The organism is Achromobacter sp. NPDC008082 (assembly GCF_042957345.1).
Classification (GTDB): domain Bacteria; phylum Pseudomonadota; class Gammaproteobacteria; order Burkholderiales; family Burkholderiaceae_B; genus Achromobacter; species Achromobacter kerstersii_A.
Window position 1 is genome coordinate 419,531 of the sequence record NZ_JBIBIB010000003.1, and the last position, 24,981, is coordinate 444,511.

Here is a 24,981-nt window from a genome sequence, read left to right on the forward strand (position 1 = left end):
ATGAGCATGAAGAAACTGGCGCGCAAACTGTGGACCGGCCGTTCCTCCCGCGAGGTGCAGCAATCCTTGTTCCGCAGGCGGCCTCTCTTCGAGGCGCTGGAGCGCCGTTATCTCATGTCGGCCGACCTGCTGGTGCCGCCGCCGCCTCCTACCAGCGAGCAGGCGCCCGTGGTGGCGCCGGCCGATCCGGCCGCAGGCGCGCATCAGGGCAAGAAGCCCAGCGCGCCCGGCACGCATCCTTATCTGGTCGAGCGCGCGGCCTTCAAGGCGGTGGCGCAGCACAGCGAGATGCTGACGCTGGACCAATACGCCAAGGCCAACGCCACGCGCCAGGGCGACGCCAAGGCCTGGCTGCCCGGCCAGGAAGCCAACTCGGCCAAGCCATCCGCGCTGGCGGCGAACATTGCCGGCTACACCACGCAGTCTGAACAGACGCCGGTGCGCCAGATCATCTTCGTAGACCCCGCCGTCGATAACGCCGAGCAGATCGTGCAAGGCCTGTATGGCTTGATCAGCGGCAAGACCGAAGGCCTGGACGGCCTGATCAAACCCACGGGCGACGGCCCGCAAGTGCAGGTGCTGCGCGCGCACGACACCGAGATCATCGTGCTGGACGGCCGTTACGACGGCGTGGACCAGATCACGCAGATTCTGGGCCAGCACAAGGACCTGGCCGCGGTGCAGATCATGAGCCACGGCAGCGCCGGCTCGCTGACCTTGGGCACGGCCACGCTGGGCGAAGGCCAGCTCGACACCTACAAGGAACAGCTGCGCGCCTGGGGCGACGCGCTGTCCGACGACGGCGACCTGCTGCTGTACGGCTGCAACGTGGCTGCCGGCAAGGGCGGCATCGCCTTCGTGGACAGCCTGTCCGCCATTACGCGCGCAGACGTGGCCGCCGCGACGCACACGGTCGGCAGCGCCGCATTGGGCGGCGACTGGGTGCTGGACTACCGCAACGGCGTCATCGACACCAACTCGGTCACGGTCGCCAGCTGGAACGGCGTGATGGCGAGCGCCACCGGCCTGCAATCGGGCGGCTCGACCTTGCAGGGCGTGGCCACCAACGACCACCTGATCGGCTACGGCAGCAACAACACCTTCGTCTTCAACAACAGCTCCACCGCTGCGGTCACCACGATTGAAGTGCGCCAGGGCATGAAGCAGGAAAACGGCGTCTGGGTGCGCAACGACGACGACGAGAACAGCAACAACACGCTGGACTTCTCGGCCATCAAGGGCAACGTCACTGCCATCATCAGCAACGACGACGCCTACCAGATCCAGTACTCGACGGTGGACGCCGCCAACGTCTGGACGCAGCACACCGTGAACGTGGTGTTCAAGTCGGCCGACGGCACGCAAAGCCTGAAGATCGGCGGCAAGACCTTCAACCTGATCGGCACCGCGCTGGACGGCAAGACCTTGTTGGACTACAGCGGGTACGCCACCGGCGTCACGGTGGACCTGTCAGGCCCCACGGCGGATGCCAATGGCGAAGACGTTCCGCCGCCGCCGCCGACCGGATTCGGCTATGTGCGAGCGATCAGCGGCGTCAAAGGTTCGACGCAGGGCGGCAACAAGATCACGGTGGTGGGCGACACCACCGTCACAATCAACCACTCGCAAGACATCATCAGCGGCAGCGGCGGCGGCAACACCTACATCGTTGCAGGCGGCGCCATCGGTTTCACCCTGACCCAGCAGGCTGGCCAAAGCGGCAACACCCTGGACCTCTCCCAATATGGCGTTGACGTCACGGCCCGCGTGCAAACAAGCGGCGGCATTTCCGTGTACCTGGGCGCGGGCGTGGCCGCCGACGGCAGCGTCAACAACCTGAATGGCGCCACCGCGCTGGTCAGCAATCTTGATGTGCAGATGTTCTTCGGCGTGGCCGGCAAGACCACGCTGGACTACTCGGCCTACGAAGACAACGTCACCGTCAACCTGAACTTCCAGGACGGCAACACCGGCCTGTACGACGCCAGCGGGATGGCCGGCGTGCTGAACATCAGCAACGTCATCGGCGCAGGCGGCACCTACGGCAACGACATCGTCGGCAGCCTGGGCGACAACATCATTACCGTGGCCAATAGCCGCGGCCAGAACCGCATCAGCGGCGGCGGCGGCAACGATCTGGTGATCGGCAACCTGGCCACGGGCGGCGCCACCGAATACATCGCGGGCGTGGACAGCAACGCCACGTTAAGCGGCGACAAGACCTCGGCCACGCTGACGAACACGCCCGTGGGCGCAGGAGCCGCCACGACGGTGACCCTGCGCGGCGTGAACGCCGTGACCTTGCAGGACTATCGCACCATCGACCCCACCGCAGCGGCGGGCACGGCCGCGCACGCGGGCACCATCGTTACGCTTGATGGCACGAATTATCGCGGCGATCTCACCTTGATCGGCAGCGCGGGCGCCAACGTCCTGAAGGGCGGCTTGGGCCACAACACGTTTACCGGCTACCAGGGCGCAAACGAGCTCTGGGCGCAGGCCGGCTCCTTGAGCAACACGCTGGACGAGAACGGCGAGTGGAATTTCACGCTGACCAACACTGGCTTGTCGGCGACGTACCAAACGGACGGCACGGCGCTGGCGGCGGGCCAGGCGGCGCCAGTGCTGGCCAACACGCTGCATGGCGTCTTCAGCGACGCGCGCCTGAACGGCGGCCTGGGTTCGACGCTGATTGACGCGTCGGCGTTCAGCGGCAACACGGTGCTGGTCAGCGGCTTGATGGCGGGCGGCGTCATCAAGTCCGGCTCTGGCGCGAACACCAAACATCAGGTCATGCTGCTGGGCGGCCGCTACGCCATCACGGGCGGCACGGGCGCTAACGCCACCACCGAACTGGTCGTGGCGGCCGACGGCCTGACGGGCATAGACGGCGCGGGCTATACCGCGCAGATGGCCGCGACAGGCGGCGTGGGCTATGTGTCGTTCGAGCAAAGCGGCGCCACCACCTGGATCAAGCGCGCGGCCGGCGAAACGCTGGCCACCGCGTCCACCTACACCGGCATCACCAGCGCCCGCATCGTCAGCGGCGAATACGGCAACTGGATCGACACCTCGCGCTTTGCCGGCGCGGCGGTGCTGGACGGCGTGGCCGGCTTGTCGAACTATTTCGTCATCAGCAACGCCTACGCCACGCAGGTGATCGGCTCGGCCGGTTCGAACACCATCGAGCTGTCCACGGGCGGCAAGAACGTCACGCTGAACAACAGCCAGGTCGCGATCGGCACGGGCGGCCTCGCCATCAACAGCGCATTCACCAATGTGAATGACTTCCGCTTCGTGGTGCAGGGCGGGGCATCGGCCAACACCGTGGACACCACCGCCTTCACGGGCGTCACCACGCAGACCTATCTGGCCGACCTGACCTCGGGCTACACGCCCGCCGAAGGCCCGGCGCTGGCGTTCGTGTTTCCCAACCACGCGAACGCGCGGGTCGATGTCGGCCTGGAAGGCGTGCGCACCATTCAAGACCTGCTGGACGCCATCGGCGCGGGCATCATGGTCAACGCGGCGGGCGAGCCGTTGCGCATTGCTGTCAGCGGCCCGAACGCGGGCAAGCTGATTCCGAACACGGACACCACCACGCAATGGGACTATCTGTACGCATTGACGGCCAGCCTTGACGCCCAAGGGCGCTTGCAGGTGGCGTACAGCCAGGACGCCATTGCGGCGGGCTTCTCGGGCGTGTTCTCGTTGGCGCCGGGCATGCAGGCGGCGCTGAACGCCGACGGCACGGTGTCGAACTCCACGGTCACTCTGTCGGACGCGGCCTACAAGCTGGGCCTGATCGCGGCGGGCCAACTGCAAAGCAGCTCCACCAGCGGCGGCGTGTTGACGGGCGCCGCGCTGGCGATTGGCCATCAGACGGAGTTCGTGCTGGCGGGCTCGAATTCCATGATCCGCTCGGGCGGCGGCGACAACACCTTTGTCGTCAACTACGGCCAGTCGGCCAACAACACCGGCATCGCCAACAACATTGCGACGCAAACCGCGGCCAGCAATCACCTGGTGGTCAACACCAGCGTGGGCGCGGTGTTGAGCGGCTCGAACCTGCATTACGTCAATAGCGGCAGCAACACGTCGATTGTGAACTTCGGCGGCAACGCGTTTTCTGACGCCACCCTCATCGCCACCAACACCACGGGCGCCACCACGCTGGACGCGTCCGCTTGGGTCAACCCCGTCACGCTGGCCACCAGCGGCGGTTACGACACCTTGAAGGGCAACACCAGCAACGTCTCCTTTGTGGTGACGCAGCCCGCCGACACCACGTCAGGCACCGTCACGGTGTCGCTGGCGTCGAACGCCGGCGCGGGCAACAGCCTGCAAGTGATGGCGCTGGGCGCAGGCACGGCCCTGTCGAACCTGATCTCCACCACCGGCTCGATTGTTGGCGTGACGATGGGCGCCAACACCGACAAGCTGGACTATGTGCTGGACATCGGCAACGGCACGGTCGACAAGGCGCTGACCGTGACGGGCCGCAACGTCATCATCCGCGGGCAATCGTATTCGGTGCTGACCGACATCACGGTCGACACGGCCCATACCCTGCGGCTGGAAGGCGAGAAGATCACGGTAGGCGCGACGTCAGGCGCGAACATCGTGCTGGCGGCGGGCGCCGTTGAATTGGCGGCGCAGCGCTACCGCCCGTGGCGCAGTGGCTTCGCCCAGATCTACACGCTGGAAACCAGCATCACCATCAACAACGCCACGTTGTGGGCCAAGGACGGGGGCGGTTCGGGCGTCAGCTTGACCACCAAGATCGACAGCAAAGACTACGATCTGGACCCGCTGATCAAAAACGCCGCTAACCAAAGTGGCGTGCTTGGCACGCTGGCCGGTGGCGTGAATTCCGCGTTCGACGCGTTGATGAAGTTCCTGGATGGCGCCAGCGCCATGGCGTCGTGGGCGGGCATCACCTACAAGTCGTCCATCAATGTGGGCGCGCAGGCGCGGCTGGTGTCCAACAGCGATGTGACGATCAAGTCGACCTCGTCGGCCACGGTTACGCTGAGCCCGCTGGTCGCCAAGATTGCCGGCATTGCCGTTGGCGTGCTGCAAAACTACTCCCGCATCGACGTGCAAGGCACGGTGCTTGCCGCCAAGAGCATCACCGTCAAGTCCGAAGTCACCAACGAGATGTCCATTGCCCTGTTGCCGGGGCATATGGGCGCGGTGCCTGCCGTGATCGGCGTGGGCGTGGCGGTTGTGCTGAGCGAATCCACGGTGCATATCGGTGCAACCGCGCGCCTGGAAACCGGCTTGCAGCACACGGCGAACCCCACGACGGCTACCGTCAGCGGCGTGGGCGGCGACGTCACCATCCAGGCCATTACGAACCACAAGAGCACGATTTCAATCTCGGCCAATGGCGCGATGGCCGAAAGCGACGACACCCAGCCGGTGAAGGGCGCGGACGGCAAGATCGACCCGTCGAAAGAAACCGGCAAGTACAAGGCCAGCGTGGCCAAGGTGGGCGTGGCGGTGGGCTTTGCCTACAACCAGCTCACCACCGAAGCCTTCATGGACGGCACGATCGTGACGCGCAACGGGGGCAACGTCACCGTTGAAGCCAAGGCGGTGGACACGGGCAGCGCCATTGCGGTCAAGACCGTTCTGGGCGGCCGCGCCGCCACCGGCAGCGACTATCTGACGTCGGCGCAAACGGAAGCCAAGAACGCCGCCATCGCGAAGACGGTAACGCCCGTTGTGGGCGGCGTGGTGAGCGGTTTGGGTACCGGCACACAGTATGTGAAGACCTTTTTCAGCGCGCTGGTGTCCGAGAGCCGGGGCGGAAAGTTCAGCGAAAAGATCACGCAGATCAAGCAGGAAAAAGATTTCGAAGACCGCGCCAAGTACGACTCGGATATCCAGAAGGAAATCGACAATCCGTCCACCGAGTTTCAGGTAGGCGCGGCGCTGGGCATGTCGATGGCCAACATCACGACCACGGCCCGCATCGGTAACGGCGTCAACGCCGCCACGGTCACCACGGCGGGCGGCGATGTCACCGTCAATGCGGTGACGCAGTACAACACCAAGCTCACGGTCATGAGCGGGGTGGATGATCAGGCCATCGCCGACAAGCAAGACTTCCTGAACAAGAAAAACAACCTGACCACCAACCAGCCGGAACGCGCGGCGGGGCCGGATGGCTCCGACTTTGGCGCGGCGGCGGCGGTGATCATCGGCATCGACAACGTCAAGACGCAGGCAAGCCTCAGCAACCTGGCCACCGTCACCACGAACGGCGGCGACGTGGACGTAACGGCCAGCACGCTGAACCAGATCGACCCCAACAAGCTGTGGCTGGTGAACCTGTACGCGCCGTTCGATGGCATCGACGCCAAGTGGAACGCCGCCGATGGCACCAAGGCCAAGATGACGGTAGCCGGCACGGCCGCCGCCAGCTTCCTGAACAATCTGCAAGCCACGCTGACCAGCACGGGCGGCATTTCGTCCAGCTTCAGCAGCTGGGCCAGCGCCACCGCCAAGAGCAAGAAGCTGGCCCTGTCGGGCGCCTTCACGGTGCTGGTGCAAGACACCAAGACGCTGGCGAACGTGGCGGGCAAGATCGACACGCGCCTGGCGGGCGGCGCGGCGGGCGACGTCACGGTTGACGCCGAGAATTCCTCGCAGCGCTTAAATCTGGTGGGCAACATCATCCTGCCGTCGATCTCCATCGGCGGGGCGAAGTCATTGCAAAAGGCCGATCCCAAGGCGGACGGCCAAAGCCGCATGAGCTACGGCAAGGACCTGGTCAAGGGCTTCCTGACGCCGAAGTACCAAGGCTTTGACTACGGCAGCAGCTCGAAGGAAGGCTCGGCCATTGGCGTGTCGGTGTATGTGAACGCCGCAAAGCACGACACGCGTGCGCTCGTCAGCGATACGGCGGTGATCAACACCGGCAAGCTGACGGTGAATGCCGACAACGAATTGATATCGGTCACCTTGGGCGCCTCGGGCGGCCAGGCGAAGACGCTGGCGGTCAACGGCGTGGTGCTGGTCAATTCAACCAGCGCGACCACGCTGGCCCAAGTGGGGCGCGGCGCGACGGTGGACGCCAGCGGCGCGGCCGTCATCCAGGCAACCGACGCCACGTGGGTGGGCACCATTGCGGGCGCCGCCGCCAGTTCGCAGGCGGCGGGCGTGGGCATGAGCGTGTCGATCAATGATGTGAACCGCTGGACGCAGGCGCTGATCGGCGACACGCTGCGCGTGTCCGATGGCGCGCCCACCGGCTTGCCGGCCGGTTCGTTCTCGGCGGCGTCGCTGTCGGTGCGTGCGGAAAACAAGGGCTTTGTCGGCAACTTCGCGGTGGCGGGTTCGCGCGTGTCCAGCCCCGTGGCGGGGGCAGGCACCGGCACCGGCACAGGCTCCGGTGGCAGCGGCGGCGGCAGCGGCGGCGGCAGCGGCACCGATATGTCGGCCATCAAAACCCCTGGCAGCCAGGGCGACGGGTCGTCGTCTACGGATGTGGCGACGAAGCTCGATGAGCTGAGCAACCAGGTCAGCCAGCTGACGCAAGATGCGGGCGGGGGGGCTGGGGGCGGCGCGGGCGGCGGCGCGGGCGGTGGCGCAAGCAGCCAGCCGTCCAAGGCTGGCGTGGCGATCTCGGGCGCGGTGGCCGTCAATATGGTCAGCGACTTTGCCCAGGCTTACGTCAATGCGGCGGGCATGGTCATCAAGATCGGCGGCGATGCGTCAATCACGGCGTTGAACAACACGCACGCGCTGGCCCTGTCGGGGTCGGCGGCGCTGGCGCAGTCAGACACCGCGAAGTCGAACGTGGGCATTGCGGGCGCCTACAGCATGAACATGCTGGGCGGCGAAGCCCGCGCCGAAGTGATGGCGGTGGGTGAGCTGGCGGTGACAGCGAACCTGGCTCTGGCCGCGCGCCGGACTGGCGTGGCGGTGACGATTGCCGCCGGCATGGCCGGGGCGAAGGGGCAGAAGGGCGTGGCGGTGGCGGGTTCGGCCGCCGTGGGCGTGGCGGACTACGCCAACATCGCCGTGCTGAGCAACGCGGCCAAGGTATCGGCGCGCGACATCACGGTGCAGGCGCGCGACCTGAGCGTGCTGGCGACCGTGGCGGGCGCTGTCGCCACGACGGACGGCAAGGCGGGCGTGGGCGCGGCCATCGCGGTCAATGTCAGCACCAGCAATGTCGAGGCGGGCATCCGCCAGGTGACGGACCTGCTGTATACGGGCCGTATCGATGTGTCGGCGGAATCCACCCAGGTCGTCGTCGGCTTTGCCGGCGCGATGGGCATGGCGCGCGACGGCGCGGGCGTGGGCGGCTCGGTGTCCGTCAACGTGGTGTCCAACCGCATTGAAAGCTATCTGATCAACAGCAAGGTCACGCACGACGGCGCAGCCACCGGCAACCACGACGTCAACGTTACCGCGCAGGACAAGACCACGCTGGTCGCCATCACGGGCGCGGCGGGGGTGGGCAAGAAGGCGGGCGTAGGCATCGCCATCAGCTACAACGAGATCGGCAATGCGGTCACGGCGGGCATCCAGGGGTCGACCGTGGATACCCAGGGCCACGGCGCGGTGAAGATCAGCGCCGAAGACACGTCGTCCTTGGGCGGCGGCGCGGTGGGCGTCGGCGTGGGCATGGGCACGGCCAAGTTCGCGGGCGCGGGTTCCATACAAGTCAACCGCATCAGCTCGGCCGTGGCGGCCTATGTGCTGCCGCGCTACGACGCCAATGGCGCGGTCGCGGCGCGCAGCAGCATCAACGCCACGGCGTTGACGGTGACGGCCACCGAGAACAGCACGCTGGTGGCGGTGACGGGCGGCGTGGCAGTGGCGGCGGGCGGCTCGATTGCCGCGGGCGCATCGGTCAGCGTCAACGAGGTCAGTTCACGCGCCAGCGCGCTGATTGAAAACGCGGACGTGGACGTTGCCGGCAAGGTGGACGTGTCGGCGCATTCGTCGCCGTTGCTGGTGTCGGTGGGCGCGGCAGGCGCGTTGTCGAAGAATTTTGCGTTGGCCGGGGCGGTCAACGTCAACATGATGCGCGGCGCAACCGAAGCGCGCATCAGCGGCAGCACCATCAAGGCCGGCAGCCAGACGGGCTACACGGGCGACGCCGTGCGCGTGAACGCGTCGGACGCCTCGGCGCTGTACGCCATCACGGTCGCGGGTTCCATCGCGACCCAAGGCGCGGCGGTGGGCCTGGCCGTGGCGGTCAACATCATGGGCGGCAACACCGCCTTTGACCGCAACCTGCTGGGCTTTAACAACAGCACGCTGGCCGATTCCGGCGCGGCGGTTACGACCGTGGACGTGGCGGACAACGCGGGCGCGACGCCCAATCCGAAGGTCACGGCCGCCATCCTGCGCAGCGATGTGCATGCGGTGGCCGGCAACGTCAACGTGTTCGCCGGCCTGGTGGATCCGATGGCGGCGGGCGGCAATGCGCAACTGAACGGCGGCGACCAGCTGTCGGTGGGCGGCAGCGACATCAAGGTGGACCAGGGCGGCAGCACGCTGACCTTCACGGGCAACGCCGCCGCCGTCATCAACGGCACAGAAGACACGAGCGGCAACGCGGGCATGCCCGGCCAGACTGGCAGCACAGGCGGCGAATTCTCGGGTTGGCAAACCGGCGACGGCATTTACCTGAGCGCGGGCGCGGCCAACATCAAGCTGGCCGATGGCTCCAGCCTGCGCAACGACCGCGTGTACTACGTGATCCGCCGCGAGGCCGCCAATGGCGAAGCCGTTATTCAGCTGGCGGACACGCAGGAAGACGCGCTGCGCGGCAAGGCCTTGCAGTTCAGCAGCGTAAGCAATCTGGCCGCCGTGGGCTTTGCCCATGTGCGCATGCAGAATTCCACGAGCGTCAACCTGCAACCGTTCCACGGCGTGGATGCGGGCGTGACGCTCAACCCCGCCACCAACACGCTGACGCTGAACGCGCCGTTCGCGGGTGTGCAGGAAGGCTCGGCCATCGTGTATAGCGGGTCGGTGGGCAGCAACGGCCAGATCGACGACGTGCTGGCCAACCGCATCCTGGCCCAAGGCAAGGATGTGTTGAAGGTGGGCGTGACCTATTACGTGGTCAACCTGAGCGCCGATCAGACCTCGTTCCAGCTGCGCGACGGCCAGGGCAACCTGATCGACTTGTCCGGCGCCACGGTGGGCAGCGCCTTGCAGCGCTTCAGCGTGAACAACCCCGCAGGCGCGGTGCTGAACGCCGATGGCAGCCTGACCTTGCCCAAGGCGCACGGCTTGGCCACGGGCGACAAGGTGGTGGTCAGCGTGGGCGCCAATGGCGTGCTGACCGGCCTGGCGAATGACGGCGTCTACGTGGTGGAAGTGGTGGACAGCACCACGCTGCGCTTCAAGGACGTGAACGGCGCGGCGGTGACGCTGGCCGCGCGGGGCTATGTGGCCGAGTTCAATACCGGCACCAAGCGCTACGAATATTTCCTGACGGACGCGGCCGGCAACAAGGTGCTGGACGCGCAGAGCAAGCCGGTCTCGGTCAACCCGGATGCGATGATCGCGTTCACGCAAGTGGAGTTGCAGCGCCAGACGTCGCAAACGACGACCAGCACGGGCAGCGACGGCACGCAAAACACCAGCATCACGCAAGGCACGCCCACGGACGCGACCTTGTCGGCCAGCAGCAGCAAGACGCAGGTGACGGGCGAAAACAGTTTCACGTTTGCCGCCGACGCCGGCTTGGCCACGGGCGACACCGTGATCTACCGCAGCCAAGGCACGAACATTGCCGGCCTGGTCGACGGCCAGCGCTATTACGTGATCAACGCCTCGCAGGGCGGCGCGTTCCGCTACCAACTGGCCAGCTCGCTGGAAAATGCCCAAGACGGCATCGCCATGCAGCTGGGCGCGGCAACCGGCACGGGCGGCATCAGCTTGCAGAAGGCCGTGGACCGCGTCACCTCCGGCGGATTGATTTCGCTGGACATCGGTTCGCTGACCCAAGGCCATGCCCTGACCAACAGCATGCTGAGCATCACCGTGGCGGGCGCAGGCGGAAAGTCGCTGGGCGGCGCGGGCGCCATTGGCGTGAACCTGTCGCGCGCGGACGTCACCGCCATCATCGACAACACAGGCGCGGCCGCTGGCACGAAGGTGCTGGCGGACAGCGGCGCGGTGTCGGTGTCGGCGCAAGACGCCAGCCGCATCGTTACCGCCACGGGCGCGTTGGGCATTTCGCTGACGCAAGGCGCGTCGGCGGCCATCGGCGCATCGGTAGGCGTGGCGGACATGCGCAACAACGTGCGCGCCGCCATTGCGTCGGCGACGGTCACGGCGGATTCCGTCCAGGTGCGCGCGGAAGAACGCGCCAGCATCTACAACGTGTCGGTGGGCTTGGCGGGTGGCGCGGGCGTGGCGGTGAGCGGCTCGGTGGCCGTCAACACGATTCAGAACACGGTGCACGCGCAGATTCGCGACGCCGCGGTCACCGCGACCACGGGCGATATCCGTATCGCCGCGCGCGACATGGCCAGCATTTCGGCGCTGGCCGGCAATGTGTCGGTGTCGGTGGGGGGCCGCGTGGCGGCCGGCATGGCGTTTGCTGTGAATCAGATTTTCGACACGGTGTATGCGGGCGCGGTGCGCTCGTCGCTGTCGGCGGCGGGCGACATCGTGGTGCAGGCCACCTTCGCCAAACCCGATGATTTGTCGCCGGGCTTGAATGCGCAGATCTCCGCCATGGCGGTCAGCGGCGCGGTCGCGGCGGGTGGCTCAGGCGCCAACGTGGGCTTTGGCGGGTCGGCGGTACTGAACTGGATCGCCAACAACATCACCGCTGAAATCGGCGAAACCGTCAGCGGCCAGGACGTGGTGGCCGACGGCGATATCGTGGTGCAAGCTAGCGACGCTTCCACCATCAACAGCTTGGCGGGCGCGGTGGCCTTGGGCCTGGGCTCGCAAGGCGCGGGCGTGGCGGTGGGCGCCAGCCTGTCCTACAACTACGTGGGCGGCGCACCGGCTGGCACGGTGCGCGAACACTCGGTGTCGGCCTTGATCCGCGACACGCAGGGCGCGGTACGCGGCGCGCATGTGCAGGTGGCGTCGCTGTTTACCGGCCAGATCCACAACGTAACGGTGGCCGGCAGTGTGGCGGTGGGCACGGCGGCCGTGTCGGTCGGCGGCGCGGTGTCGATCAACCGCGTCAACAGCAAAACGGAAGCCGGCATCCGCAACGCGCGTCTGGTCGAGGCGCTGTCCTCGGGCGGTGCGCCGGGTGTGGCCGTGCAGGCGCGTGACGACGGCTATGTGCTGGCGGTGGCGGGCGGCTTGGGCGTGGCGGTGTCGCCGGGCAGCGGCGCGGGCATCGCGGCTGGCGTATCGGCCACCGACAACACGGTGCGCAACAACACGCGTGCCTATATTGATGGCACGTCGGCAACCGACGCGAGCCTGCGCACGCAGATCGGCTCGGCCAACGGCATCGCCGTGGATGCGATCAATGATTCGCGCATCGTGTCGGCGTCAATCGGCGTGGCGGCGGCGGTGGCCGTGGGCCAGGGTTTCGCCGGGGCCGGCGCGGGCGCGGGCAGTGGCAACACCATCGGCGGTTCGGTCGAGGCCACGCTGCGCAATGTGGACCCGCAGGCGGGCGGCGTCATGGACGGCGGTGTGCGCGTCAACGCCGAGAACACTGGCAGCATCGTGACCGTAGCCGGTGCGCTGGCCGTGGCCGTGTCGGCAGGCGGCATGGGCGCGGGCGCGTCCGTGGGCGTGTCGGTCGCCATCAGCGACATCAGCACCGTCGTCAAGGCGCTGGTGGACAACGCCGTCATTCGCACGCGCGGCGGCAGCCAGGGCGTGACCGTGTCCGCCAGCGACCGCGCGTCGATTACCGCCATCGCCATCGGCGGGGCGGTCAGCGTGCAGGCCGGCAGCGCGGGCGTGGCCATTGCGGTCGGCACGAGCGTGGCGGTCAACAAGGTGTTCAACACCGTGCATGCCCACATCCAGGGCGGCACGGTGGAAACGGGCGGGGCGGCGCTGACGGTCAGCGCCACGCAGCAGGCTGACATTACGTCGGTGGTGCTGGGCGCATCGGTCGCGGTGTCGGTGGGCGATAGCGCCAATGCCGCCATTGGCGGCGGCGGCGCGCTGGCGCGCAACGTAATCTCGGCCAGCGTGCAGGCGGGCATCTCGAATGCCAGCATCAATACGTCTGGCGCGGGCAATACGCTGGGCGCGCTGGATGTGCTGGCGCTGGGCCTGTCGCAGATCAACGCGGTGGTGCTGGGCATGTCGGCCTCGGTGTCGGTCAGCCATTACGCGGCGGCTTCCGCGTCCATCGGCGTGGCCATGGCCGAAAACGTCATCGGTTATGACGTCAACAGCGCGGGCCAGGTGGTGGCGCTGGGCGCGGGCCGTCCGGTCAATGAGATCGTGGCGTTCATCGACGGCAGCACGGTGACGGCGGGCGCGGTGCGTGTCAACGCCAGCAACGCCACGTTCAAGGCCGACGGCAGCGTCGACCAGCAGCAAAGCATCGACGCCGTGGTGGTGGCGGGCGCGGTGGCGGTGTCGGTGGCCTACGCGCCGCCCATTGTGGACGGCGCGAGCCTGGCGGTGTCGGGGGCCGGCGCGGGCGCGCGGGCCGTCAATAAGATCAAGACGGGCATCACCGCCCGCATCACCGACCAGAATCAGGCGCACGCCTGGAACGCGGCCAGCGTGTCGGTGGTGGCGATGGACGTGGCGCGCATCGACAGCACGATTGCCGCCGTGGCGATTTCGGTGGCGGTGTCGCTGGGCGCGACGGCGTCCTTGTCGGTGGCCGCTTCGCTTGCGCAGAACGACGTGGGCAATGCGGCGCTGGCCAAGGTTGACGGGGTGAACTTCGTCAACGCGCCGGCCATTACCGTCAAGGCGGACAGCAAGGCCAGCATTCACACCGTGTCGGTGGCGGCATCGATTGCCGTGGGCGTGAGCCTGGGCGGCATATCGCTGGCGGGCGGCGGGGCGGATGCGCGCAACGTGATCAGCTCGTCCGCAACCGCGATGATGAACGGCTCGCGTATCAGCGGCAACGGCGCCAATGCGCTGACCATTGATGCCGACATGAGCGGCACGATCAAGGCCACGGTGGTGGTCGCCAGCGTGGCCTTTACGGCGGCGGGCGGCTCGCTTGCCATCGGCGCATCGGTGGCCGAAAACACCATTACGCAAGAGGCGGGCGCACGCGCCACGCTGTCCAACACGCAGGTGTCGAACCTGGGCGCCATCAACGTCACCGCCGACACAATCCAGACGCTGGAAACCGTGGTGGTGGCGGGCGCGGTGGGCATTGCCTACAACGGCGTCGCGCTGGCGGCGGCCGGTTCCAACGCATCGAACACCACGCGCGCCGTGACGCGCGCGCAGGTGGACGGCCTGACGCAGATTGACGCCAACGTGCGCGGGGCGGACAGCTTGTCCGTCAAGGCGACGAACACGACCACGCTGAAAGCTACGGCGGCGGGCGCCAGCCTGTCTGGCACGTCGCAGGGCCTGGCCCTGTCGGTGGGCGTGGCGCTGGCCAGCAACAAGGCGCTGGGCGCGGTGGACGCGTCGGTGGCGAATTCGACGCTGAACGTTGGCACGGGCGCGCAGATGACGCGCGTGTCCGTCGCCGCCGAAGACACCACGACCCTGGACGCCAAGGCCATTGGCGCATCGCTGGCGTTTGCGATGGCAGGTGGGTCGCTCGCCGTGGGCGCTTCGGTGGCGAACAACGTGGCGGCGATGAGCGTGCAGTCGTACGTGTCGGCGTCCACCCTGAATGTGTCCCACTCGGTGGCCGTGTCGGCCAAGGAAACCGCCAAGGTGGATGGCGTGTCGGTGGCGGCGTCGGTGGCGGCGGGGTTCTCGGGCGTGTCCGTGTCCGGTTCGGGCGCGGAAGGCACGCACATCATCGCCAACGATGTGAGCGGCTACATCACCGGTTCCACCATCACGGCGGGCACGGGCGTGTCGGTCAAGGCGGACAACACGTCCACCATTTCGGCGGTGACGGGCGCGGTGTCGGTCAGCGCAACGGGCGCGGGCCTGGCGGCCAGCATCGGCGTGTCGCTCGCCAACGATACGTTTGGCGCGTACGCGGGCGACGGCGTCAGCCGCAGCAACCGTGCACAGGCATATATCGACAACAGCACCATCACGGTCAACAAGGGCAACCTCGATGTGCTGGCGACGTCTACCGAGACGCTGATCAGCGTCAACTTCGCCGGCAGCGTGGCGGTGGCGGGCGCGGGCGGCTCGGCTGCAGGCTCCGGCGTGCAAGTCACGAACCGCTTTGCCACCACCACGTCCGCCTACATCCAGGGTTCGGACGTGACGGTGGGCATGGCCGGCAGCGCGGGCTCGGTGACGGTGCGGGCGCAAGACACCAGCACCATTCTGAAGTCGGGCGCGTATGGCGTGGCCGTGGCGGCCTCGCTGCCGGTGCCGGGCAACTTTGGCCTGAACCTGGCCCTGGCCGTCACGCTGGTGGACAGCGTGGCCGAAAACCAGGTCAGTGCGTACATCAATACCGCCAGCGGCAAGAACGTGGGCGGGTATGACGCCCTGTCCGTGCTGGCGCTGGAAAAGACCGACTTCAAGGGCCTGGATGCCGTGACCGCGTCGGTGGCGGTGGGCGGCGGCATCGCGGCCTCGGGCGCAGGCGTGCGGGTCACGAACACAACGCGTAACAACGTCAGCGCCAAGGTGACGGGCGGGGGCAAGGTGGGCTCGCTGGGCAAGGTCGAGATCACGGCCGACACTCAGGTCACCGCCCAGATTGACCTGACGCAAGTGAGCGTGGCCGTGGGCATGGTGGGCGTGGCGGTAGGGGTCGGCATCGCCGAGAACGTCGCGCGCGACACCACCACGGCCTCGGTGGACGGCGCTGAGGTGGCCGCCCCGGTGGTGGACATGAATGCGCTGGTCAGCGTGGATTTCAGCCAGACCCAGACGGCCGGCGTGGCCGCCACGACGGGGCTGGCCGTCAACGTCAACAAGGCGTTGGTGGACATTGCCACGACGACGCTGGCCGAAGCCAAAAACGGGGCAAAGCTGACCGGCGCGTCGGTGACGACGCCCGGCTTGGGCACGGCGCCCGGCCTGGTCAACATCAATGCGCAAGGCACGTATTACGGCCGCGCCTATTCCAAGGCGATCACGGGCGGCGTGATCGGCGTGGGCGTGATGAGCGCCGAAACGCGCCTGGGCGGATCGCTGAAAGCCACGGTCGATAGCGCCACCGTGCGCGGCGACATCGTGGGCATCACGGTGGGCGCTACCACCGAACGTAACGGCGAAGCGGGCCTGCTGGCCGAAGCGCGTTCGCTGGAAGTGGGCGGGGTGACGGTGTCAGTCGACTCCGCATCGCTGACGACGAACCTGGACGCGCGCGTATCGATCGGCAATAACGCCCACGTGGACGGCGCCTTGCTCAGCATCACGGCGGGGCAGGTGCAGTCGGTGGACGTGAAGATGGACGCCGGCACGATTGCGCTGGTGGCGGGCCGCCAGGGCAAGATCGATGTGGAAGTCGGCGGCAAATCGGCCATCGACATCAGCAGTGGTGCGCAGGTCACCGGCAACAAGCTGGACATCCGCAGCAACAACACCGTACGCGGCACGTCCACGCTAAGCGGCTATTCCGTCAAGGTGGCGGGCGCCGACGTCAGCAAGCACACGGTGTCGATCAAGCCGGAATCCACCATCACCATCACGGGTGCGCGTCAGGCGGGCGACACCATCGCGTCGGCGGGCATGACGGTGGTGAGCGCGCGCGGCGACTATGCCACGCCCGGCATGCTGGACCTGGTCACCACCAACGACATCATCTACACCCAGCGCAACAAGATCACGGGCGTGTCCGGGGTTTCGGTGACGCTGTCGACCAACCACCTGAGCACCGACGGCAGCCTGTCCAAGGTCAAGGTGGACGGGGCCTTCCTGCGTAACGCCTTTGGCGATGTGGTCATGGCGGCCAACACGCGCGGCGTCACGACCACCATCAGCGACCTGCTGGTGGTGGCGGTATCCAGCTTCAGCAAGTCCGACAGCAATAACAACCTGACGGTGCGCAACGCCATCGAGATCGACAATTCGTCGATCGAGGCGGACAGCATCCTGGCGCTGGCGGGCAACGGCAAGGCGTCCGACCCCTTGTCCACCGGCTATCTGCTGGCCAACGACAATGTGTCGTTCACGCTAGTGGGCATTGCGCAGATTCCCGACGTGGACAGCGGCGCGAAGGCGCGCCAGATCAACACGGTGCTGATCGACGGCGTGTCGTCCAATGGCTCGCTGCTGAAGGCGCAGCGCAATGTGCGCCTGGAAACGAATCCGTCGACGCTGGACCAAGCCAAGGTGAATGGCACGGTGCAGGTCATCGGCCTGAACCTGAACCCCACGGCCAATCTGGCCGATGGCGTGGTGGACACCACGTCCAGCAAGGTCGCCACCGGCTCCGCCACGCAGATCATCGCGGGCGTGAACAACGCGGCCAACCTGTTCGTGATTCCGGCCGAACTGCTGAAGGAACTGGGTCTGTCGGGCCTGAGCGCGCAGGCGGCGGGCGGCGCGGTGAAGTTCGATTCGAACTCGGCCGTCGTCAAGGCCATTCTGGAAAAGCTGCTGGGCGCGGGCAAGACCAGCCTGGATGGTGCGCCCGGCACGGTCAATATCGACGTGAACTATGAGCTGACCGCATTCACCGCCGCGGACATCAAAGTCAACGTCACGACCGGCATGATCATTCGGGACGCCAATAACAACTACTACCGTTACAACAGCCTGGACAGCCGCGACCTGAACCTGGCCAACGAGAACTACAACAACAGCTACTGGCTGCGCCTGAATAACCCGACGCAGGCCCAGAAGGACGAAGCGCTGGGAACGGACTTTGGCGCCACGGCCGCCGCCCAGGTGGGCAGCCTGTACTTTGTGCTGAAGACCCTGGACGTGGGCATGCCCACGCTGCGTTACGCCAGCCAGCAGAACGTCATCAGCGAGCAGATCCGCACGCTGACGAAGATGCAGACCGAACACGCGTCCGACCCGCAGGCGGTGGCGCGCTACCAGGCCAACATCGCCGCGTTGCAGCGCCAGCTGCAAAGCATCCAGATGGCGACGGTGGTGGATGGGCAAGTCCGCTACCTGGATTCGTTCTCGACGTTCTATGTCGAAATCCCCGACATGTACGCGTCGGGCGGCTCGGTGTACGTCAGCGCCACCGACACCAGCGGCGTGAACCGCGCGGGCATTGATGCGCGCGCCAACACGCAGATCAACATCGTCAACGATTCGCCGATGCTGATGAACGTGTATGACGCCGTGGTGCTGGATGGCACCATCATCCGGCCGGGTTCCGATGGCCAGCTGAAGGTCTTCAAGACCGGCCATCTGTACATCAACGACGTGTCCGTCAAGGGCGCGTCGGGTTCCGACACGGCCGAAGTCAATATCAGCCAGGTCAAGAACACCTGGGCGGCGGACCCGTTTGGCGGCATGCTGGACGAGATCAGGCCCGATGGCAGCAGAGACACATCGCTGGCCACTCTGATTGCGAATGCGCCGGTGGACCTGGGCCTGCTGGGCGCGGTGGTCAACCCGCTGGGCAAGGTGTCGGTGATCAACACGCTGGGCAGCATCAATGTGTCTGGCACGATTCAGGCGGTTAGCCTGGATATTGTGGCCAAGGGCAATTTCAGCCTGCAAAGCGACGGGTGGTTCAACACCGGCTCCGATCCCACGCTGCTCAATGACAGCTGGGCCAGCGTCGTCAACGCCTTGAAGAGCGGCAGCACCAGCACCGGTATCAGCGACACGATGCAGAACGTGTTGCTGAAATGGGGCTACATGAAGCTGGACACCTTCGCCCAGTACATGAACAACAACTCGGCGGCGCGCGACTCGCGCATCTTTGCGCTGGGGGCGGTCAGCATTTCGGCGCTGACGCTGAACATCGACGGCAAGATCCAGAGCGGCCTGACCGACGCCTATATCAAGATCGATAGCTCGTTCCGCGGCGACCAGGACAAATCCCTGCAAGACGGCAACGGCTACGCCATCAGCGGCGTGTCGTTCAGCGCCGACGGGTCGCTGAACCGGTACGGCGCCATCACCGGCCGTTTTGACTACGCCACGCAGACCATCATCCTGGACCCGATCCGCCTGGCGGGCGGCAGCATTTCGCTGACCGGCCAGATCGTGTCGGTGGGCAACGGCAACCTGATTGTGGCCAATGGCTACGCGTCGGTGCACATCGACAACCAGACGACCTACGCGCTGGTTACCGGCGACATCGACGTCAGCACCTACCGCCGCGGCCGGATCGAAATCATCGACACCGCGCGCGGCCAGAAAGACCTGTACGAGCTGCAAGGCACGAACAACGTCGTGCATACGGTGTGGAACAAGTTCGTGCAGGTGCAGCCCACGCCGGGCGAAGTCAACCCCTTGACCTGGATCTGGGTGTACGACAACGGCAACGGCCAGCAAAGCACGGCCGGTTCCAGCAACACCGCAGGCGCGTTGCAGGACGGCCAGACGCTGACCTTGAGCTACAAGCCGCAGGCCGGCCAGATGATGGTGTGGGTCATGGGCTGGAGCTCGGGCGAAACCACCACCACCGTCTACACGACCAAGCAGTTCAACCTGTTCGGCGACTTCGACCCGTTGGGCTGGCTGACGGACAAGAACACCAGCAAGTCCGGCCCGGTCACCGTGTTTGAGACGCCGCGCCCGGTGCTGGTGTCGACGGTGGTTGCCTATGACGGCGTCAATTCCGTACCGGATGCGCTGAAACAGCAGCTGATTGCCAGCGGCAAACTGAACGACGCGCTGCTGCCCACCACCATCGAAGGCAGCGGCACGCAAACGCTGGTGGAAGACGCGGGCGGCAGTATCGAAGGCCCGGACGGCAAGCACTACCGCCTGGAAACCTCGGGCGGCACGGCGCTGGATACGTCAGTCTTCAGCGTGGCCTATCGTAAGTTCAACACCGGCGTCATCGTGCGTAACGATGGGCCGCACACCAGCGGCGGCGGCTGGCTGCGCACCAAGACCACGACCTTGACGCAGGTGGTCGAGAAGAAGCAGCAAGAGCTGTTCACCTTCTACATGCCGGCTTCCCAAGAGATCACGCTGAGCTTCATGGGGTCCAGCAACGCCGCCAACGCGATCTACATCCGCAGCAACGGCGACATCACGCTGGCGGGCAACCTGATCGTGGGCAACGGCAAGACGGTGCACATCGAGGCGGTCTCGGCGTCCAAGCCGACGTCGATCACGATGCAAGGCGACGTCGGCATCATGGCGCGCGACGTGAACGGCCAGATGCCCACGGGCGCGAACGCGCAGCTGAACGTGGACGCCATCGCGCTGGGCGGCGCGATCAAGCTGAACGTGATGGGCTCCAACGGCTACACCCGCGCCGAGGCGCGTAACGACATCCGGCTGAACTATTTTTCGGATGGCGGCAATAGCTCGTGGGCCACGCTGAAGAACGTGAACTCGTCGGCGGGCACGGTGTACATCGAGGCGCGTAACGGCATCTTCGCCCACGCATCCACGAGCAGCACCGACACCGTCGTGTCGGGCAACCGCATCGAACTGAACGCGGGCTACGGCGCCATCGGCACGGCGTCCAAGGCGCTGACCATCCATGCGCGCCAGGGCTTTGCCGCCCAGGCGGGCCTGGCGGGCGGCCCGGCCGGCGCCGACAAGAGCATTTACTTGTCGCAAAACGTGCTGAACGCCGACCTGACGCTGGTCAAGCCGGTGAACTGGACGAACCCGCAGGCATCCGTCTACGCGGAGCTGGGCAGCGTCAACATCACGTTGAACGGCGGTTCGCTGCTGGATGGCGAGCTTGCCGATACCCGCACCGCGACGGAAAAGGCGTACCCGACCGTCACGGCCAAGATTCTGGCCGACCTGAACGCGCAGTTGGCGCAGTACGACAGCTATTGGTCGGGCGTGCGGTCGTTGCAGACCGCCACGATTACGCTGGGCGGCGTCGGCACGTACCTGAGCACGCAGGCCGAAGGCGGCCAGTACCTGGCGCTGAACCTGACGGCGGACCAGTACAGCGCGGCGCTCAAGGCGGCGGTGGATGGCCACCATCTGGTGCGCCTGGCCTACAACGACAGCCTGAACGGGAACGTCCGCAAGGAAATCCTGGGCTATCTGGGCTTGGTGGCCGGCAGCGGCGCGAACAACATCTACCAGTTCACATTCACGGTGTATGACCCGCTCAACCCGACGGCGAACGCGGGCCCGGTGTCGCTGGCCTCGCTGGGTTACACGGCAGGCAGTCAGGGCGTGCTGTACGGCCCGTCGTATGCGCTGGCGGGCGCCACGGATCAGTCGAACGCCAATCTGCCGATCTCGTTCACGTTGCCGTCTGGCGCGTTGTCGGTGCAGCAGGGGTCCAGCACCTTGCGCCTGCAACTGACCAATGACCAGTTGAATACCTTTGCCAGCCTGTCGGGCCAGACGCAGGGCGACCTGTATCAGCGCGCGCTTGCCGGCCTGCGCACCTACACCTACATCCTGGTGGACGGCCAGCAGCTGACGATAGACCAGATCGTGCCAACGGGCGGCCAGTGGTGGGGGGCGAACACGTTCGACACGATTTTGGTCACGCTGAAGTCGCCGTATGTGGGCGACCTGACCAGCGTGGACAATACCGGCCATCACAACCTGAACATCGTGTTCGGCAATGCGGCCGGCACGCTGGGCGGGGGCGAGATCACCGGCACGCAGAACGCCACGCCTCCCGTGGTGCCAGCGCCGGGAACGGCGGCGCCGGCGCTGGGCGCCAACGACCAGAACATTTCGGCCGGCATCATCGCGGCGATTGATCAATACAACCTGGACCACCCGCAAGGCCAGATCAACACCGGCGTTGGGTCGCTGTACGCAAACCTGACGTCGACTACGCCGGGCAGCACGTGGACGGTGATTGAGCGCACCATCACCAGCAACCAGCTTCAGCTGGCTGGCAATACGCTGGGCTGGCAGGTGCCGTCAGGCAACACGGTGCAGCAGTACAACCAGTGGATGAACGACGCCGCCAACGGGCTGATTGGCAGCGAAATCACGTTCACGATTGACGGCGTCAGCTACACGCGCCGCATCGAATCGTTGAGCTTGGTCCAGGCTGACGGCACGCCCGCCACGAACGTCTACAACTCGCAGAACCAGATTTCGATCACGTTCTCGGGCGCGGCGGTGTCGCTGAAGAGCTTCTACGTGCGCAATGGCGCGAACACGGTCTCGTCCATGATGCTGCCGTCGCAACTCGTCTACGGGCTGACGGGGCTGGGCCACGGCGCCACGGGTTCCACGGCCGTGGCTTACACGATTCAGCGCGGCTTTGGCGCCGCGGCGTTGAAGCAGGGCGTGCTGACGTCGGATACCCCGAACAACAACTGGGGCTGGTTTGGCACGAACCTGCTGCCGTTCTACACCTATACGGAAATGGCGGGCGCCGGGTATGCCGAGTTCGTCGACATGGGCGACGGCTTCAGCTGGGATCTGACGAAGGCCAACCTGAGCGACGTGGCGCGCACGCAGCTGGCTAACAGCATCAAGGCGCTGCTGCAAAGCGGGCAGTCGATCTCGCTGGCCGGGCTTGAGCTGTACATGACCAACCAGAACGGCAAGCTGCAAGGCCATGATCTGGGCGTGTACGACAACGGCACGCTGCACATCCTGACCATCGTGGACGCCGACGGCAATCCGCTGACGGCGTCCAGCCCCGATAGCGCGTGGCTGACCGGCCGCATCACGTTCACGGGCAAGGTGTATGCGCAGAAGTCGCAGCTGGAAGACCTGAACGTCTACCAAAACACCAACGTGCATGACACCGCGACCTCGGGCAGCTACACGCCTGATTTGCACGGCATGACGGTGAACGCCGGCATCCGCCTGGTGGACAACGGCTTTACGCAGCAGTCGCTGACGCAGTTTGGCGCCGCTACGCTGACCTTGCCGGGCAACGACCGCCTGGTGCAAGGCCAGCGGGTGGAGCTGAGCTTTGCGAACTCCACGCAGACCGCCATTTATTACATCCAGAGCGTGAACGGCCGCGTCGTCACGCTGTCGAGCAGTGTGGATGGGGCCTTCAATGGCGGCACGCCGGTATCGATTGCGCAGATCTTTGCCGTGGCGGGCAGCACGCCGGGCGCGGTAACGGTGAAGCTCCTGGACGCGGCCGCCAGCGGCGCGACCGTGTCGGCGGACAACGTCATCACCTTGACCGACATGAATATCGTGCCGGTGACGGACGCCAACGGCCAGGTGACGGGCTACCGCGCCTTGCAGAACTACGACCGCGTTTATCTCAACGACGTGCGCGTGCAGATCGGCAAGACGGCCAGCCTGCAAACCAACGTGGCCTATTACGTGCTGGTGGGCGCGAACAACACCATCCAGCTGTTCGCGTCGAAGGAACAGGCCGTGCTGCATCAGCAGATTGAACTGCTGAACCAGACGGCCGCGGGCAGGGAACTCGCCAAGGCGCTCTTCACCGACGCCGGCATCACGGGCGAGCTGCTGCGCGGGTTTGCCGCGGCGGACGTGAGCGGCATGTTCACCGTGTCGACCCACCTGTTCCAGACGCAAGCCGCCGGTTCGACGGCAGGCTTGAACGCGTCGATGCTGGCGCTGCACGAACAGCTGAAGAATCAGGGCTTTGACCCCAACTACCTGCCGGCAGCGCTGGATATCACCGCCGCGCAGAACCTGGTCAAGTCCACGCGCAACCAGATCGTCTACGACTACGTGGTCGACAAGGAACTGGCGCAAACGGCCGAATACCACAACTACTGGCGCGACCGCCTGGAGTCCGCCCCGGGTGCGGTCAGCTCGGGTCTGACGGCGGTGGGGGCGGGCAGCTTCAAGCTCGCCAACATGAACATCGTGGACGACGGCACGGGCCAACTGCGTGCGCTGCGCACGGGCGACGAGATTTACTTCCGCCAGTCGGTGGGCAACGTGCGGGCCGACACGGCGTACTACGCCATTGTTGGCGCGGACGGCACGATTCGCCTGGCGGCATCTTTGGCCGACGCCATGCTGTACCAGACGGGGGCAGGCCAGAACGACGGATTGCTGGCGTTGTATCCCAACATGGGCGAGGCCATCACGCTGGCGTTCGACGCGTCCAGCCTGAACGGCGCGGGCGTAGAGGCCTACACGCGCACCTATACCGTGCGTGCGGATGCGCCGGCGCAAACGGCGGCCGAGATTGCGCAGTACGGCCAGACCTATGACGCGGGCTACTTCTTCTATTTCTCGACGGCCACGCTGCGCAATATCGAGAACAACCTGCTGTATCCGGTGTCGGCGGCCATCAATGAACAGGTCTTCGACGTGGACGGCGATACGGACGGCGCGCCGTCCGTGGACCGCTTCCTGAACGTGAAGGCGGGCGGCGGCATTGTGTTGCGCACGTCGGGCCAGGGTTCGATTGGTGCGCAGCTGGGCGACTACACGCTGCAACTGCCCAGCCTGGGCGGCTTGACCGATGACGAACGCGCCAACGTGTTTGACTCGCTGCCCGAGGCCGACAAGGCCATACTGTCGCGCGCCAACGCCGTGAACCTGGCGGGCGTGTATCACACGCTGTATCGCTACATCGGCCCGGCCGGCACCACGCCGCTGGACCGCGCCAGCGTGGACTTCAGCGACACGAGCCTATGGCAGCGCTTTGAGCCGGTGTTCTCCAACGACGCATCGCTGAAGCTGGGCACGACCTTGTCGGCCAATAGCGCGGTGCAGTTCCTGTTCGCTGACCGCTTCGGCCTGTACGAGAACAGCCGCGACGTCTTCATCTACAACAGCAAGCTGCTGGAAGGCGCATCGGCGGCTGACATCAGCCAATGGCAGGCCAACATGGCCGCCGCGCGCGCCAATGGCGTGCAGGTGGTGGATATAGGCAGCGGCTTCCTGGACCCGGTCTGGAAG

Annotated in this window: 1 protein-coding gene (running past one end of the window); it reads left to right on the forward strand. The window is 66.2% G+C overall.

What is annotated here, in order from left to right; all coding sequences use genetic code 11:
• Positions 1–24,981: the 5' portion of a DUF4347 domain-containing protein gene (locus ACFZAI_RS14170; protein ID WP_391567454.1), read on the forward strand. It continues 7,092 nt past the right edge of the window; only the first 24,981 of its 32,073 coding nucleotides appear in the window; it begins with the start codon at positions 1–3; its stop codon lies off the right edge, out of view.